Below are 16,550 nucleotides of genomic sequence, written 5' to 3' on the forward strand. Positions count from 1 at the left end.
GCCTGCGTCCGGGTTGAGTCGGGCCTGCGTCCGGGTTGAGTCGGGCCTGCGTCCGGGTTGAGTCGGGCCTGCGACACCGGCCGTCGTTCGGGGTTGGTGCAGGGAAAAACGAGAAGCGTGGGCCAGTCCCAGCGTGGCCCGGTGTCTTGGCCGGGTCGGGAGCCTTCCCTACGGTTGCGTCGGGCCACCATGGCTGTGATCCAGTACGACGAGATTTCCGCCCTGGTCTGGTTGTTGAAAGAAGGTTGACCACACACATCCGACCACCTAGACTTCGAACATGCGTTCGAATTGATCTCTCTCGGTGGTGGTCCCCATGCATCAGATCCAGGCGACACTCGCCACCATCAACGCTGCCCTCGATGACGCCACCGAGGCGAACCCGGTCTTCCTCGCGACACCGGACAAGGCAGAAGCGCTCGCACGACTGGAGCAGATCACCGCACGGGTCGCCGAGCTACGCCTCCGCGTGATCGCCTCCGCACAGGACCTGGCCGAGGAGGTCGGTGCCCGCGATGTCGCAGCCTGGCTCATCGCGCAGCAGCGGGTCGAGAGTCCCGCCGCGCACGCCACCCTTCGGTTGGCCCGGGAGTTGGAGGGTCGGCCGGTGGTGCGGGCAAGGCTCGCACGCGGTGCGTTCAGTCTCGAGCACGCCCGCGTCATCCTCCACGGCCTGGAGGACCTACCCGACGACCTCGATCCCGAGATCCTCACCCACGCAGAGGCCACGCTGTGCGACCTCGCCGGCAAGCACCGCCCCAAAGACCTGCGCCGCCTCACCAGCCACCTGTTGGAGGTCATCGCCCCCGACATTGCCGAAGCCGCCGAAGCCGCAGCGATCCAGCGGCTCGAGGAACAGGCCCAAGCGAGAGCGACGCTGTCGATCACCGACCAAGGTGACGGGACGACCCGCATCCACGGCATCGTCCCCGAGACGGTCGGTCACCGGTTGCGGACCTACCTGCAGGCCTACACCCAACCCCGGGTAGCCGCCCTGGAGGCCGACGGCCGGGTCCAGCCCCGCAGCCGGCTCCTCGCGCACGCGTTCGCCCAACTCCTGGAGAACACCGACCCCACCCGACTCCCCGCCCACGGCGGCGACGCCACCACGGTGGTGGTGACCATGACGCTGGACCAGCTGCAGGCCGACCTCGGTGTCGCGTGGCTCGATGACGGCACCCCGATCAGCACCGGGGAGACCCGACGCCTGGCCTGCACCGCGGGGATCATCCCCGCCGTCCTCGGCGGCAACTCCGAGCCCCTTGATCTGGGCCGGACCCGACGACTCTTCACCGGCCCCCAACGCAAAGCCCTCGCGCTCCGCGACAAACACTGCCGAGCCGAAGGCTGCACCGTCCCCACTACGTGGTGCGACGCCCACCACGACCAACCCTGGTCAACCGGCGGCCACACCGACCTGAAACACGGATCCCTGCTCTGCGGCCACCACCACAGACGCGCCCACGACCCGACGTACGAGACGATCAGGCTCCCCGACGGCCGCTACCGCTTCCAACACAGAGCCAGGCGTGGCGGCGTCGGTCGGCACCGACGGCGTCTTACGTTGGGAGCGTGACTCCGGTGAGCGTGCCCCTGGCCCGGCTGACGGGTTGGTGCCTGCTGCTCGCATCCGTCGCCGTGGTGCTCGGCGTGACGCTCAGCCCGGGCGCCTCCGTGGGCGCGCGCACCCTCAACCTCCGGCCAGGACACGACATCTGGCTCGAGCTGCACAACCTGAGCGTCCGCACCGGCCTGGTGAACATCGTCGGCAACATCGCGATGTTCGTGCCCATCGGGTTCCTCCTGGTCGCGGCTGTCGGCGACGGCGTGGCGCGCGCGGCGACGGGCGGGGCGCTGCTCTCGGCCACGATCGAGTGCTGCCAGTACCAGATCGGCCGCGCTGCCGACATCGACGACGTCCTGCTCAACACCACTGGGGCGCTGTTCGGTGCGCTCGTCGCGCTGGTGGCGCTGACGGTGGTCCGGTCCGCTCTGGCCCGGCGACAACCGCTGCCGTCGTGATGAGTCTCGACGTCGCCGCGCTCACGGCGTACTGCCTGGACAAGCCGGGTGCCTGGGCCGACAACCCGTGGGGGCACGAGCATCCCGTGATCAAGGTCGGGCCCGGCGAGCGCGGCAGGATCTTCGCCTTCCTGGGCGACGCCACGGTGGGGATCAAGGCGGCCGCCACCCGCGAGGAGGCCGATGAGTGGCTCCAGCGCTATCCCGGCGACGCGGTCGTGATGGCCTACATCGGTCGGTCCGGCTGGAACACCCTGAGCCTCGGCGGCGCCATCCCCGATGACGAGATCCTCGCCGCGATCGACGACTCCTACGAGACCGTCGTGGCCAAGCTGCCGAAGCGGCTGCGCCCTTCCTGAGTCGACGAGGCGTTCGACGGCAGGGGCGCTTCGCCGGCTGGGGTTCGGTCGCTCGCTCACGTACCCTCGCCGCGATGCCTGCCCCAGACCTCCGGCCCTCGCTGAAGCCCTCCCGCCGTCTCGTGGCGGCCCTCGGGCTGGTGCTCGTCCTCGTCGTGGCGGTCGGTGCGACCTGGGCCCTGCGCGGCGGTGGGAGTACGCCGTCCGGCGCCGAGGCCCCCACCCAGACCGCCGGTGCACCCACCCAGCCGACAAGTCCGACTCCGACCGCGAGCGTCCCGCCGGCGCCGAAGGCGCTCAAGCACACTGCCGCACCGCGCATCGAGGGCACGGTGATGGCCGGTCAGGTCGTGCGCGCCACGATGCCACGCCACTGGCGACCCCGCCGCGTCTCGCTGACCTACCAATGGCTCGCCGACGGCAAGCCGATCGCGGGCGCGACCAAGGCCCGGCTGACCGTGCCGGACAAGGTCGCCGGAGCCAAGCTCGCGGTCCAGGTCACCGGCACGCTGCCCGGTTACGTCACCGCCGTCGAGCGCAGTCGCGGCGCCGAGGTCGAGCGCGACGACCCCCTGATCGGGGACCGTTGGGCGGTCTACCAGGGCCCCTGGAACGGCATCTACCCCGCCTACGAGCACGCGAGCGGGACCAACCGCGCGCTGCTCGGCAGGATCGCCCTGCAGCCCCGCGCCATCTGGTTCGCCGCCAACCTGAGCACCGGCCGGATCGGGAACGACGTCCGGCAGTTCATCGCCGACCAGCAGCACGGCGATCCCGACGCACTGGTCCAGATGGCCATCTTCCGGCAGTGGCCACGCGAGGAGTCCGGTCGCGGCACCCCGCTGAGCCGGGCCGAGCAGGCCGACTACCGCGCCTGGATCGACCGGGTGGCCGACGCGATCGGCGAGGCCCGCGTGGCCATGATCCTCGAGCCGGACCTGGGTCTGGACGCCGTGCCCAACAACCCGGGCGACAAGCGCACCGCCGACCCGGCGGTCCGCCTCGCGCTGGTCCGTTATGCAGCGCAGCGATTCGCCCAGCTCCCGCGCACCACCGTCTACCTCGACGCCTCCGACAGCGACTGGCTCTCGGTGGAGAAGGAGGTGCCGCTGCTGACCGCCGCCGGCATCGACGACGTCCGCGGCTTCGCCCTCGGGGCCACCCACTACTCCAGCGTGGCCGACAACATCGACTACGGCACCGAGCTGGCACGCGCTCTCGCGGCGGCAGGACACCCCGGCAAGCACTTCGTGATCGACACCGCCGACAACGGCAAGCCGTTCACCTGGCAGCAGTACTACGCCAAGCACCCGCACGGCGACTTCGACAACGCCGAGCCGTGCCGCTCCGCGGCCGAGACGCAGTGCGACACCCTCGGCATCCCACCCACGACCGATGTCACCGACTCCCGCCTCGATCTGACCGGCCTCCAGGCCGCCCGCGCGGAGAAGTACGTCGACGGCTACCTGTGGTTCGGCCGTCCCTGGCTGGTCAGGCAGGCCTCGCCGTTCTCGCTGGAGCGTTCGTTGCAGGTCGCTCGGACCACGCCCTTCGCCGGCTGACCGCGGCTCCCGGCGCCAGCCTCTTGAGCCCGGCCGCAGATCGGGAGCAGGATCATCCGGGTGAGCGCGCGCCACGAGACCGACCTCGTCATCGTCGGTGCCGGCCCGACCGGCCTGTTCGCCACCTACTACGCGGGCTTCCGGGGGTTGCGGGTGACGGTGGTCGACTCGCTGCCGGAGCTCGGTGGTCAGATCACCGCGATGTATCCCGAGAAGCAGATCTTCGACGTCGCCGGCTTCCCCCGGGTGAAGGGCCGAGACCTCGTCGCGGGCCTGGTCGAGCAGGCCGGTGCGGCGGAGCCGACGTACCTCCTCGACCGGGCGGCCGTCCACCTGGCCGCCCGCGAGGACGGCCTCGGCCTCACCCTCGCCGACGGCACGGTGGTCGATGCCAGCGCGATGCTGATCACCGCCGGCATCGGCACGTTCCACCCCCGGCCCCTGCCCGCCGCCGAGGGCTGGGTCGGACGGGGCGTGGAGTTCTTCGTGCCCTCCTTCGTCCCATACGCCGGGAAGGACGTCGTGATCGTCGGCGGTGGCGACTCGGCATGCGACTGGGCGCTGCACCTGGAGCCCATCGCCGCCAGCGTCACGCTGGTGCACCGCCGCAATGCGTTCCGGGCCCACCAGCGCACGGTCGCGCAGGTGCGGGCCAGCACGGTCCGGATCCTCACCGACGCGGAGGTGGTCGAGCTGCGTGGGCGGACCACGGTCGAGGAGGCGGAGCTGAAGGTGGAGGGTCGTGCGCTGGTGGTTCCGGCCCAGGCCGTCGTGGCAGCGCTCGGATTCGTGGCCGACCTCGGACCGCTGCAGAGCTGGGGCCTGGAGACGAGTCGACGGCACGTGGTGGTCGACCAGGCCATGCGAACCAGCCGGCCGCGTGTCTTCGCGGCCGGTGACATCACCGACTACCCGGGCAAGGTGCGGCTCATCGCCGTGGGCTTCGGCGAGGCGGCGACCGCGATCAACAACCTCGCACCCGTCATCGACCCGGCCGCCCACGTCTTCCCGGGACACTCCAGCGAGGGCTAGGACCACCCGCGCGCCCGCTGGTGGAACGTGATCTAATCGAGCCCAACGTTACTGGCGAGTCATATGGGGTGGCACCGCCAACAGCTTCACCGGAGGGTCGTGACGCATGCGGGTAGCCCTGCTGTCCTATCGGAGCAAGCCGCACGTGGGCGGCCAGGGCATCTACGTCCGTCGACTCAGCCGCGAGCTGGTGGCCCTCGGCCACTCCGTCGAGGTCTTCTCCGGCCAGCCCTACCCCGAGCTCGACGAGGGAGTGAGGCTCACCAAGGTGCCGAGCCTGGACCTCTACCGTCCCGGCGAGGAGTTCCGGAACCCGGGCCTGCGCGAGTTCCGCGATCTGATCGACGTCGAGGAGTGGCTCACGATGCGCAGCGGCGCCTTCCCTGAGCCGCTCACCTTCAGCAAGCGGGTGGTGAAGCTCCTGCGAGCGCGTCGCAACGACTTCGACGTCGTGCTGGACAACCAGACACTGGCGACGCCACTGCTCGAGATCGAGCGGTACGGCCTGCCCCTCGCGGCCGCGATCCATCACCCGATCACGATGGATCGGGCGATCGAGCTCGACGTGGCGCCGTGGTTCAGGCGCAAGGCCGGCACCAGGATGAGCCTGGAGCTGCCCAAGCTCGGCGTGTGGCGGTGGTACGCCTTCCTGCGCCAGCAGAAGCGCACCGCGCCACGCATCCGGCACGTCATCGTGCCGTCGGAGTCCTCGGCGCGCGACGTGGTCCGCGAGTTCGGCGTCGATCCGCGGCGGATCACCACCGTCCTGCTCGGCGTCGACGAGCGGTTCCGACCCTCCGGCGCTCCGCGGGTGCCCGGCCGGATCCTCGCGATGGCAAGCGCCGATGCTCCGCTCAAGGGCATCCACATCCTGCTCGAGGCGTTCGCGAAGCTGCTCACCGAGCGCGAGCTTGAGCTCGTGCTCGTCACCAAGCCCAAGCAGGGCGGCATCACCGAGAAGCTGATCGACCGGCTCGGCATCGCCGATCGCGTCAGGTTCGCCAACGGACTCACCGACGACGAGCTGGTCGCGCTGATGGGTTCGGCCGAGCTGGCGTGCGTGCCCTCGCTCTATGAGGGCTTCTCGCTCCCCACCGCCGAGCTGATGGCCTGCGAGACGCCGCTCGTCGTCTCCCGGGCCGGCGCCATCCCCGAGGTCGTCGGACCGGACGGCCTCTGCGCCGACGTGGTCGAGCCCGGCGACGTCGGGGCGCTGGCGAACGCGCTCGGTGCCCTGCTCGACGACCCCGAGCGGCGCGCCCGGATGGGTGCCGCCGGTCGGCGGCGCGTCAAGGAGCTGTTCAGCTGGACGGCTGTCGCGGCCAAGACCGCCGCCGTACTCGACGACGTGATCGAGGACTTCCGGTCCTCGACCACCCCGGCCACCCCGGCCACGAAGGAGAACTGATGCTGACCGTTGACTTCGACCGCCTCGGCCTGCTGCCGGGGGACCGGGTGCTCGACATGGGTGCCGGGGCCGGACGGCACAGCTTCGAGATGTACCGGCGCGGCGCGGACGTGATCGCCTTCGACAGGGACGCCGAGGAGCTGGAGAACGTCCGGGACCTGTTCGCGGCGATGAAGGCCGCGGGCGAGGTGCCCGAGGGCGCCGAGGCCGACGTCAAGCAGGGCGACGCGCTCGCGCTGCCGTTCGCCGACGGCGAGTTCGACCGGATCGTCGCCGCCGAGGTGCTCGAGCACATCTGGAACGACGTGCAAGCGATCAAGGAGCTGGTCCGGGTGCTGCGGCCGGGCGGCACGCTGGCCATCTCGGTGCCGCGCTGGCTGCCGGAGGTGATCAACTGGCGGCTCTCGGACGACTACCACAACGCGACCGGTGGCCACATCAGGATCTACACGGCCGAGGAGCTCATCGACAAGGTCACCAAGGCCGGCCGACCCAACGACGGCACGCCTGGTGAGGCGATGGTCTTCGACGGCAAGGGCTACGCCCACGGACTGCACGCGCCGTACTGGTGGATCAAGTGCGCCGTGGGGGTGAACAACGATCAGCATCCGCTGGCCAAGGCCTACCACCGGCTGCTGGTGTGGGAGATCGTCAAGCAGCCCCGCGCGCTGCGCTGGGCGGGCAAGGTGCTCGACCCGACGATCGGCAAGTCGATCGTCCTGTACTTCCACAAGCCGCTGGCCGACGAGCGGTAGGGGGCTCGATGACGCCCGCTCCGATCCCGTATGTCCGCGGCGTCCTGACCGCCGAGCAGGTGAGCGCCACCGCGGCGTCCCTGGTCGCCATGCAGGAGCCGTCCGGGGCGATCCCGTGGGCGGCCGGCGAGCACGTCGACATCTGGAACCACGTCGAGGGCGCGATGGCGATGCTGGTCGGTGGTGAGGTGGAAGCCGCCGAGCGCGCCCTGACGTGGGTCCCGAGCCTGCAGCGAGCCGACGGGTCCTGGCCGATGAAGATCGTCGACGGATCGGTCGAGGACGAGCGCGGCGAGGTCAACATGTCGGCCTACCTCGCGGTCGGTCTGTGGCATCACTGGCTGGTCCGCCGCGACCGCGGATTCGTCGAGGCGCTGTGGCCCAGCGTCCGCGCCGGGCTCGACTGGGTGATCGGGCTGCAGGAGGTGTGGGGCGGCATCCGGTGGACGCCGGTCGACGACCTGTGCCTGCTGACCGGTTGCTCCTCGATCTACCACGCGCTGCGCGCCGGGGTCGCCCTCGCCGACCTGCTCGACGATCCGCAGCCGGAGTGGGAGCTGGCCGGAGGTCGACTGGGCCACGCGCTTCGGGAGCACCCCGACCTGTTCGCGGACAAGTCGACGTTCTCGATGGACTGGTACTACCCGGTGCTCGGTGGGGCCGTGCGCGGCTCCGAGGCACGACGGCTGCTGGCGAGCCGATGGGACGACTTCGTCGTACCCGGCCTGGGGGTGCGGTGCGTGAGCACCAACCCCTGGGTGACAGGCGCCGAGACCTGCGAGCTGGTGCTCGCCCTCGACGCGATCGGTGACGGCGCCCAGGCGGTGCGACTGCTGGCCGACATGCAGCACCTGCGGCACGAGAACGGGTCCTACTGGACCGGGTGGGTCTACGCCGACGAGGGCTACCAGAACGACAACCCGGACGTGTACTGGCCGCAGGAACAGACCACCTACACCGCGGCGGCGGTGCTGCTCGCGGTGGACGCGCTGGGGGAGCGGTACGGCGCCGCCACGGGCGGCTCCGACATCATGCGAGGCACCTCGCTCGCCCCCGACTTCGCCGAGATCGGGTTGGAATGCGGCTGCCGAGTCGACTCGGGCCTCCGTCCCGGTTGATGCGGGCCTCCGTCCCGGTTGATGCGGGCCTCAGTTCCGGCGCAGCACCCGCATCGAGCCCAGCGCCTCGATCTCCTCGAAGCGACCGCTTGCCAGGGCCGGCCGATAGATGAGCTCGTACGGCGGCCGGCCGCCCTCGGCGGGATCCGGGAACACGTCGTGGATGACCAGCAGGCCGCCCGGCATCACGTGCGGCGTCCAACCGTCGTAGTCGTCGCGTGCCGGCTGTTCGCCGTGGCCGCCGTCGATGAACAGCAGGCTCAGCGGCGTACGCCACCAGTGACTGATCGCGCGCGACCGGCCGACCACGGCGACCACCCGGTCCTCGAGGCCAGCGGCGTGGAGGGTGCGGCGGAAGGTCGGCAGCGTGTCCATCAGCCCGGTCTCCGGGTCGACCAGGGTGGCGTCGTGGTGTTCCCAGCCGGCCTGGTTCTCCTCGGAGCCGCGGTGGTGGTCGACGGTGAAGGCCACCGCATCGCCGCCGACGGCACGCGCCGCGGCGCCGAGGTAGATCGCCGACTTGCCGCAGTACGTGCCGACCTCGAGGACGGGGCCGTGCGGCAGCCGCGCGACGGCGTACCGGAAGAGCAGATCGCCCTCGGCCGGCGGCATGAAGCCCTTCGCGGCCCGCGCCCGGGCGAGCAGGTCGGCGGGCATCTGGGCGGGCATCTCGGGCGCTGTCACCGGGCCGACACTAACGGCCCGCCGGCGAGGGCTCGACACAACGCACCGGACCGGATCAGGAGCTGCCCCCGGGCTGGACACGCGTCCGGGGGCAGCTCCGACCTTCAGCACCCCTGTTGTGGGGACAAGGGACACGGGAAAGGTAACGCTAAGTGACAGCAGTCTCAGGAAATCGGCGAATCGGGGCGCGCCTGGCTAGACAGGTACGCCGCGAAGCCACGCCGGAGACCGCCTCGCGAGAGGTGAATGACACCGGGGTGACCCTCGATTTGGCACGGCATGGGGTCTCGGCTAGTGTTCTCGACGTCGCCGAGGCGAGGGGCTCGACCGCAAGGGAGAGCGCCGATCCGAGGAGATGTGCGGACGTAGCTCAGTTGGTAGAGCGCAACCTTGCCAAGGTTGAGGTCGCGAGTTCGAGCCTCGTCGTCCGCTCTGAGGTGCACAGCCTCCGCGGTGGGTTGGCCGAGAGGCGAGGCAACGGACTGCAAATCCGTGTACACGGGTTCAAATCCCGTACCCACCTCCAACCCGCTAGAATTTCATAAAGACCCGGACGATTGGCGCAGCGGTAGCGCGCTTCCTTGACACGGAAGAGGTCACTGGTTCAAACCCAGTATCGTCCACCACTTCGAACGGCCTCGCAGATGCGGGGCCGTTCGTCATGCCCCGTGGCCGACGTGATCGGCGACAGGGATCGAGTCGGCCACGGCAGCGGAGCTGAAGCGGCCACAGCCCTCTTCGGCCGCGGGTCGATCCGCGGTTGCCGGGCACGCCTTGAGAGACTGCGGACGTGCCCGAGCCAGTCGTCCGCGTGTGCCGGATCGCGGAGGTCCCACGCGACCCGGGACTGCTCACCGAAGCGGAGGTACGCCGCGTCCGCCGTCTCGTGCACCGGGCCGATCGAGAGGCCTACCGAGCAGCGCACGTGCTCGCGCGACTGGTCGCCGCGGAGCTCGCCGGGGTCGCGGCGGCGTCGGTGGTGCTGGTCCAGCGGTGCCCGAGCTGCGGCGCCACCGATCACGGCAGGCCCGCGGTCGCCGGGATGCCGCACGTGCACGTCAGCCTGAGCCACACCCGCGGGGTCGTGGCCGCTGTGGCAGCGACGACCGTCTGCGGCATCGACGCGGAGACCGTCCGTGCCCGCGTGCCGGTCGAGGCTCTGACCGACCGCGAGCGGAGGTGGGTCGCTCGGCAGCCGGACCCCGGTACCGCATCCGTGGCGCTGTGGGTGCGCAAGGAGGCGTGGGCCAAGGCCAGCGGGGAGGGGCTCGACCAGGCGATGTCCCGTGACGTCCTCGATGCCGGCTGGTTGACCGGCGAGGTCTCCACCGCGGAGTACGCCGCGGCCTGGGTGGTGCTCGCCGACACGACGCCGGCACCCGCGAGCGTCGGGGCCGACCCCCGCTAGGGTCACTCCATGCGCGCCTGGATCGACGGACAGCTCCTCGAGGACCCCACCGCCCCGGCCGTCAGCGTCTTCGACCACGGTCTCACCGTGGGGGACGCCGTCTTCGAGGCGATCAAGGTCGTCGACGGGGAGGCGTTCGCGCTGACGCGGCACCTCGAGCGGCTGCAGCGCTCGGCGACAGGCCTCGGGATCGGTCCGGTGGACGACGCGGCCCTGCGTGAGGGCGTCAGCGCCGTCCTGGCCGCCGAGCCGGTGGGCCTGGGCCGCATCCGGATCACCGTGACCGGCGGGCCGGCGCCGCTCGGCTCGGGCCGTGGCGATGCGGCGCCAACCATCATCGTCGCGGTGAGCGAGGTGCCTGCGTTCGCCGAGACCACCCGGGTGATCACGGTGCCGTGGCCGCGCAACGAGCGCGGCGCGCTGGCCGGCCTGAAGACCACGTCGTACGCCGAGAACGTGGTGGCGCTGGCCGAGGCCGCGCGTCGCGGTGCCGGCGAGGCGGTCTTCGCCAACACGGTGGGCAACCTGTGCGAGGGCACCGGCACGAACGTCTTCTACGTCGTCGACGGCGAGCTGCGCACGCCGACGCTGGCGAGCGGCTGCCTGGCGGGAGTGACGCGGGCGCTGATCCTGGAGTGGTATGGCGGCGTGGAGGTCGACGAGCCCATCGGCGTCGTGGCCGATCAGGCCAGCGAGGTCTTCCTGGCCTCGACCCTGCGCGACGCGCAGGCGGTGCTCGACTGGGACGGGAAGGAGCTTGCGTACGGTCCTGTCACCCGGGCGGTACGCGAGGTATGGCGGGAGCGGGAGCCCGAGCTGCTCGGGCGCTGATCAGTCGGCGATGCCGAGCAGGTCGGCGATCAGGCCGTCCATGTCCAGGTGGTCGGTCTCGGTGCCGACCGGAACCGTCGCGAACGTGCGCGACAGGAACGTCTGCAGCTCGTGGGTGCACGCCTGCGCGACCAGCCGTCCATCGGGGGAGGAGAAGTCGAGCACCGCCACCGCGCGGGCGTCGTCGTCGATGCTCGGATAGATCTTGACGTCGCCCTCGCCCGCCGGCGCGGCCAGCCCCTTCAGCAACAGCGTGCGGGCCAGGACCCACTCGACGTCGCCGGTGCCGGAGTGGAAGGTCATGCTGACCGCGTACGGGTCGTCGCGCCGGTAGCCCAGGGTGGTCGGCACGTCGACGTTGCGGCCCCACGGGTCGACGCAGGCCAGGGTGATGTCCTGGGAGAGCACCGGAGTGGTCGGCTGCTGTGTCATCGTTCACGCTCCTCGTCGCTGATGTCGACCATGAGACGGCTCCGACCGGTACCCATGATGCGGGTTTGCGGCAAAGTGACTCTGGTCGCTGATCGGGCCCTCGGTGTCGACCCTCTCCGCAGTGTTCAACGTGCGTGCGGCCAGAGAGGTACGGCGATCGTGCCGACGGCGTGGATCGACCGGCGCGAGGCGTGGCCGAGGGCCGGCTCGCGGCATGGCTCAGCGGTAGGGGCGGGCCCCGCCGCCGGAGAAGCCGGCACCGTGGGCGCAGGATCCGAACCGTGCCGGCACGGCGTCGGGCTCCTCGGAACGCCCCCAACGGTGGCGGTCGTACCCGGGCCGGACCGCGGGGGCCTCGCCGGCCGGGTACGCCGCCGGCGGGACGGGGGAGAGCGGCTGCATCACCACGGCGGGTATCGCCACGGCGGGCACCGCCACGGCCGGCACCGCCACGGCCGGCACCGCCACGGCGGGCACCGCCACGGCCGGCGGTGTCGCGGGAGGCGGGCTGGTCGGGGGCGTCGCGACCGGAGGGTCGGTCACCGGGGGCGTCGTCGCCGGAGGCACGGGCGGGTGCTGGGGGTGAGGGTGCTGGGGGTGAGGGTGCTGCGGGTGCCCGCTCGCCGGGTGGTGCTGATGGGGGTGCCGGGTCTGCTGCTGCGCCGCATCGGCTGTCCGGGACCCGGCATCGCTCCCCTGGGACACGATCGCGACGGCCTCGACGGCCGCTGCGCTCGGGCCGACGCTGCCGGAGGTGCCGGAGGTGCCGGTGGCTGTGGCAGGGATCGTCGCGTGCTCGGGCACGCCGACGTCGCGCGTCGTCGTACGGACGAGCGCCGGGCCGGAGACGACGGTGCGCGCGGGGACGAGCTCCGCGCCGGCGATGAGGTGCCAGCCCGGCAGCGGTGGGAGCCGACGCGCGGGCGGGTTGCCGAGCGGGAGGTGCAGCACCACCACACAGGCGAGAGCGACGGCGATGAACGCCGCGAGAGATGCCCTGTTGCTCGTTGTCATCCGCCCCGCCCAGCACTAGGGAACGCCTCTTTATTGTGCCCCCGATCGGGACCCGCGGGAAGCGCTCGCCGGCCGGCGTGGCAGCCCGTGCGCGTCAAGGTCGGTATTTCTGCCGATACCACCCGTGCGCTGCGCATGCGTGTAATCGAGGGACCAGCGGCGGTGGTCGGGAAGGACCTTCATGGCGGACGCGACCGATCGATTCTTCGACGAGCTGGGCCGGCGAGGGCACGAACCGATGCTCACCAGGCTCAGCGCGACGCTGCGCTGGGACATCGTCGACGGCGAGCACGTCGAGCATCGGCGGGTCCGCGTGGACAGGGGTGCCATCAGCGTCACCTCGAGCGGTGAGTCCGCTGACTGCGTGATCACCGCCGAGCGAGCCGTCTGCAACGACGTCATCGGAGGCCGCACCAGCGCGCTGGCGGCGCTGCTGCGCGGCGCCGCGGTGATCGAGGGGGACCCCGAGCTGATGGTGCTGGCGCAACGGCTGTTCACCCGCCAGCGCGCCGGCGCGGTCGGCCGCGGTCATCTGCCCGACGGACGTCCCGCCGATGCCTGAGGACGTCGTCCAGATCCTGCACGGCAACACCTTCGTGGTCAGTGACGCGCAGGGGGACATCCAAGCCTCCGCGACCGACCCCACCGGACTGTTCGCGTTGGACACGCGATTTCTCTCGCGCTGGGTCCTGACGGTGAACGGTGAGCGGTTGACCGCTCTGTCGACCGACGACCTGCACTACTTCGAGACCCGGTTCTTCCTGGTCCCAGGCTCGGGCACCGTCTATGTCGACGCGAAGATCACCGTCCTGCGCCAGCGGGAGGTCGCGGACGGGTTCCGCGAGCAGCTGACGATCCTCAACCACGACGTCGAGCCGGTCACGCTGCTGATCCGAGTCGACGCTGCCGCCGACTTCGCCGACCTGTTCGAGGTCAAGGACGCCCTCACCAAGAAGGGCACCTGCTCGGTCGACGCCGCGGGCGGTCGGCTCGTGATGGACTACCGGCGCGAGAGCTTCCACCGTACGACGACCGTGTCCTCGACCGAACCCGCCGACGTCGACGTCGGCGGCCTGCAGTTCTCGGTGTCGATCGCTCCGCACGGCTCATGGAGTACCGAGTTGAACGTTCGTGTCGCCAGCCTCGGTCCCGGCGGCCGTCAGCTGCGGAACCGAGCGTCCATGCACGAGGAACGGGAGCACGCGCTGGCGGACCTGGAGCGGTGGCTCGCCGACGCACCGCGCCTGACCTGCGACTGGGAAGCCCTCGTCGCGACGTACCGACGCAGTCTGGTCGACCTGGCCGCGCTCCGCTTCTCGCCGCTGATCGCGAACTCGCAGACCCTCCCGGCGGCGGGGCTGCCCTGGTTCATGACGCTGTTCGGCCGTGACAGCATCTTCACCAGCCTGCAGGCTCTGCCGTTCAACTCCGAGCTCGCCTCGACGACGTTGCGGGTGTTGGGCGATTGGCAGGGGAACCGGGTGGACGACTTCCGGGACGAGGACCCGGGGCGGATCCTGCACGAGGTCCGCTACGGCGAGCTCACGGCGTTCCAGGAGCGGCCACACTCCCCGTACTTCGGCAGTGCCGATGCCACGCCGCTCTACGTGGTCCTGCTGGACGAATACGAGCAATGGACCGGCGACGCGGAGCTGGTCCGTGTGCTGGAGATGGAGGCCCGAGCCGCCCTGCGCTGGATCGACGACTACGCCGACCTGCAGGATAACGGCTACGTCGCCTACCGACGGCGCAATCATGAGACCGGTCTGGAGAACCAGTGCTGGAAGGACTCCTGGGACTCGATCTGCTACAGCGACGGCGCGCTGCCGGGCTTCCCGCGAGCCACCTGCGAGCTCCAGGGCTACGCCTACGACGCGAAGATGCGTGGCGCTCGGCTCGCGCGGCTGTTCTGGAACGACGACGCCTACGCGGACGAGCTCGAGCGCCAGGCCGCCGACCTCAAGACCCGGTTCAACCGCGACTTCTGGGTCGAGGACGGGGAGTACTACGCGCTGGCCCTGGACGCCGACGGAGCGCAGGTGGACGCACTCGCCTCCAACATCGGGCACCTGCTGTGGAGCGGGATCGTCGACGCCGACAAGGCGGCCGCGATCGCCGGACACCTGCTCGGGCCGCGGCTGTTCTCCGGCTGGGGAGTGCGAACGCTCGCGGAGGGGGAGGCGCGGTACAACCCGATCGGCTACCACGTAGGCACCGTGTGGCCCTTCGACAATTCGTTCATCGCATGGGGTCTGCGGCGCTACGGGTTCAAGTCCGAGGCCGCCCGGGTCGCGGCAGGCATCCTCGACGCGGCGCACTTCTACGACGGTCGGCTGCCCGAGGCGTTCGGCGGCTATGAACGCACCTTGACCAAGTACCCGGTCCGGTACCCCACCGCCTGCAGCCCGCAGGCGTGGTCCACCGGTACGCCGCTGCTCCTGCTGCGCACGATGCTGGGGCTCGAACCGGTGGGTGACCACCTGATCGTCGATCCGGCGCTGCCGGTCGGCATCGGGCGCATCGAGCTACTGGACATCCCGGGCCGGTGGGGTCGCATCGACGCCTTCGGGCGCGGTCGGGTCGAGGTGGATCAGGGGACGACGCTGCGTCCCCAGCTCGGCGACCCCACCGGCCGGCCTCGCCCTGACTAGAGGCCGGTGGCGAGCCGATGTCCCAGGGCGGGCGGCCGAACCACTGGCGCCGCTGCCTCGTCGAGCGGGTAATAGGAGTGCGCCGGACGGGACAGGAGCTCCTCGTAGAGCCGGACGTGGTCGGCGACCATCCGCTCACTGCTGAACCACCGAGCGGCGACCGCACGACAGGTCGATCGGTCGAGCTCCGGGGCGTCGAGCAGCGCCGCAGCCAACCCCGGGATACCCCGGCGGAGGTGGCCGGTGACGCCGTCCTCGACCAGCTCGGGCGCAGATCCGACCGGTGTGGCGACCACGGGGGTTCCCGTCGCGAGGGCCTCGATCATGACCAGGCCGAACGGTTCAGCCCACTGCATGGGGTTGAGCAGGGCGAACGAATCGCCGACGAGCTCCAGCTTCTCGTCGTGGCCCAACTCTCCGAGGAACTCGACGTCCGAGCACAGCAGCGGCTTCACCTCGGCCTCGAAGTAGGCCAGCTCTGCTGGCTCACGCAGCTTCGCGGCCATGCGTAGCGGCACGCCGGCCGCGCGCGCGACGAGGGCGGCCTCGCGCGGTCCCTTCTCAGGGGACATCCGTCCCAGGAAGCTGGCATAGCCCCCGCTGCCCCGGCCCACCGGCACCGAGCCCACGTCCAGGCCGTGGTGGATCACGCCGGCCAGGGGAATGCCCTCGGCGGTCGCCGCCTGGTGATGCGAGATCGCAACCAGGGCCACGCCCCGGAAGGCACGATAGAGCGGGGCCAGCATCGCGTCGAAGGGGCCGTGAGCGGTGGACACCACCGGCGTGCCGACCGGCGCCCGAGCGCAGAGCGGACCGGTGAGGGTGTGGTCGTGCACGACGTCGACGTCCGACATGGCGGCGTAGGCCCTGATGACATGGCGCAACTCGGTGTTGGTGTCGACGCAGACCGGTGCATCCTCCAGCGCCTCCTCGGTCCCGCTGACCCGGGGCACCGGACAGGTGCTGTTGCTCGCGGCCGCGAGCAGCACCTCATGACCGGCGCCGACCAGCCCGCGGGCCAGCCGATCGATGACGGACTCCGTGCCTCCGTAGGCGCGAGGGGGGATGGGGAGCCCCGGAGGGGCGATGAGACCGATGCGCATGTGACGTCCTCCCAAGCGGATGGTGCAGACCGCCGCCGAGCGGACCTGCTGGCCTCATGGCAGCAGGCGGGAGCCGTGGTCGCTATCGGCAAAAGGACCTACATCGTCGGCGGAGCCGCTGTCCACGCGGAGGGCGCTGTCCGGGCGGACAGGATCTATACAACGTAGTTG

16 protein-coding genes and 3 tRNA genes are annotated in these 16,550 nt (G+C 70.9%); 15 read left to right on the top strand and 4 right to left on the bottom strand.

What is annotated here, in order from left to right:
- The first annotated feature begins 316 nt into the window (after nt 1–316).
- From P5P86_RS10180 to P5P86_RS10215, 8 genes are all read left to right on the top strand, one after another.
- Entirely contained in the window at nt 317–1,576 is a 1,260-nt protein-coding gene (locus P5P86_RS10180) for an HNH endonuclease signature motif containing protein (RefSeq protein WP_280607323.1), read from the top strand.
- Nucleotides 1,577–1,581: 5 nt separating this feature from the next.
- The gene (locus tag P5P86_RS10185) at nt 1,582–2,022 is read left to right on the top strand and encodes a VanZ family protein (protein ID WP_280607324.1); all 441 of its coding nucleotides are present in this window, start codon (nt 1,582–1,584) and stop codon (nt 2,020–2,022) included.
- The gene (locus P5P86_RS10190) at nt 2,022–2,381 is read left to right on the top strand and encodes an MmcQ/YjbR family DNA-binding protein (RefSeq protein WP_280607325.1); all 360 of its coding nucleotides are present in this window, start codon (nt 2,022–2,024) and stop codon (nt 2,379–2,381) included. Before P5P86_RS10185 ends, P5P86_RS10190 begins: the two co-directional genes overlap by 1 nt.
- Nucleotides 2,382–2,455: 74 nt before the next feature.
- A complete protein-coding gene (locus P5P86_RS10195) occupies nt 2,456–3,943 on the top strand; it encodes a glycoside hydrolase family 6 protein (protein WP_280607326.1) in 1,488 nt (495 codons plus the stop codon).
- A 60-nt stretch (nt 3,944–4,003) separates the two neighbouring features.
- Nucleotides 4,004–4,975, top strand: a complete 972-nt coding sequence (locus P5P86_RS10200) for an NAD(P)/FAD-dependent oxidoreductase (protein ID WP_280607327.1) — start codon at nt 4,004–4,006, stop codon at nt 4,973–4,975.
- Between the two features lie 106 nt (nt 4,976–5,081).
- Complete coding sequence (locus P5P86_RS10205) at nt 5,082–6,383, top strand: glycosyltransferase family 4 protein (RefSeq protein WP_280607328.1); 1,302 nt, start codon at nt 5,082–5,084, stop codon at nt 6,381–6,383.
- Complete coding sequence (locus P5P86_RS10210) at nt 6,383–7,138, top strand: class I SAM-dependent methyltransferase (protein WP_280607329.1); 756 nt, start codon at nt 6,383–6,385, stop codon at nt 7,136–7,138. The genes P5P86_RS10205 and P5P86_RS10210 overlap by 1 nt, the downstream gene beginning before the upstream one ends.
- Before the next feature lie 8 nt (nt 7,139–7,146).
- Nucleotides 7,147–8,256, top strand: a complete 1,110-nt coding sequence (locus P5P86_RS10215; protein ID WP_280607330.1) for a prenyltransferase — start codon at nt 7,147–7,149, stop codon at nt 8,254–8,256.
- 30 nt (nt 8,257–8,286) lie between these two features.
- On the opposite strand, the gene P5P86_RS10220 is transcribed toward P5P86_RS10215, so the two are convergent.
- Nucleotides 8,287–8,940, bottom strand: a complete 654-nt coding sequence (locus P5P86_RS10220; protein WP_280607331.1) for a class I SAM-dependent methyltransferase — start codon at nt 8,938–8,940, stop codon at nt 8,287–8,289.
- 359 nt (nt 8,941–9,299) lie between these two features.
- Between P5P86_RS10220 and P5P86_RS10225 the strand changes: the two genes are divergently transcribed.
- From P5P86_RS10225 to P5P86_RS10245, 5 genes are all read left to right on the top strand, one after another.
- Nucleotides 9,300–9,372, top strand: a tRNA-Gly gene (locus P5P86_RS10225).
- Nucleotides 9,373–9,392: 20 nt separating this feature from the next.
- Nucleotides 9,393–9,466, top strand: a tRNA-Cys gene (locus P5P86_RS10230).
- Between the two features lie 25 nt (nt 9,467–9,491).
- Nucleotides 9,492–9,566 (top strand) — tRNA-Val (locus P5P86_RS10235).
- Between the two features lie 164 nt (nt 9,567–9,730).
- Complete coding sequence (locus P5P86_RS10240) at nt 9,731–10,348, top strand: 4'-phosphopantetheinyl transferase family protein (protein ID WP_280607332.1); 618 nt, start codon at nt 9,731–9,733, stop codon at nt 10,346–10,348.
- 9 nt (nt 10,349–10,357) lie between these two features.
- Nucleotides 10,358–11,179, top strand: coding sequence for an aminotransferase class IV (locus P5P86_RS10245; protein WP_280607333.1), 822 nt, complete (start codon nt 10,358–10,360; stop codon nt 11,177–11,179).
- Here P5P86_RS10245 and P5P86_RS10250 read toward each other — a convergent pair whose 3' ends face one another.
- Both P5P86_RS10250 and P5P86_RS10255 read right to left on the bottom strand, forming a co-directional pair.
- Complete coding sequence (locus P5P86_RS10250) at nt 11,180–11,611, bottom strand: SsgA family sporulation/cell division regulator (RefSeq protein ID WP_280607334.1); 432 nt, start codon at nt 11,609–11,611, stop codon at nt 11,180–11,182.
- Between the two features lie 219 nt (nt 11,612–11,830).
- Nucleotides 11,831–12,625, bottom strand: a complete 795-nt coding sequence (locus P5P86_RS10255; RefSeq protein WP_280607335.1) for a hypothetical protein — start codon at nt 12,623–12,625, stop codon at nt 11,831–11,833.
- Between the two features lie 181 nt (nt 12,626–12,806).
- Here P5P86_RS10255 and P5P86_RS10260 point away from each other — a divergent pair, with 181 nt between their 5' ends.
- Nucleotides 12,807–13,187: an SCP2 sterol-binding domain-containing protein gene (locus P5P86_RS10260; RefSeq protein WP_280607336.1), complete on the top strand. Its 381-nt coding sequence runs from the start codon at nt 12,807–12,809 to the stop codon at nt 13,185–13,187.
- Complete coding sequence (locus P5P86_RS10265) at nt 13,180–15,276, top strand: amylo-alpha-1,6-glucosidase (RefSeq protein ID WP_280607337.1); 2,097 nt, start codon at nt 13,180–13,182, stop codon at nt 15,274–15,276. The genes P5P86_RS10260 and P5P86_RS10265 overlap by 8 nt, the downstream gene beginning before the upstream one ends.
- Here the strand turns inward: P5P86_RS10265 and P5P86_RS10270 are convergent.
- The gene (locus P5P86_RS10270) at nt 15,273–16,379 is read right to left on the bottom strand and encodes a glycosyltransferase family 4 protein (protein ID WP_280607338.1); all 1,107 of its coding nucleotides are present in this window, start codon (nt 16,377–16,379) and stop codon (nt 15,273–15,275) included. The genes P5P86_RS10265 and P5P86_RS10270 overlap by 4 nt on opposite strands.
- Between the last annotated feature and the right edge of the window lie 171 nt (nt 16,380–16,550).

The organism is Nocardioides sp. BP30 (genome assembly GCF_029873215.1).
Taxonomy (GTDB): domain Bacteria; phylum Actinomycetota; class Actinomycetes; order Propionibacteriales; family Nocardioidaceae; genus Nocardioides.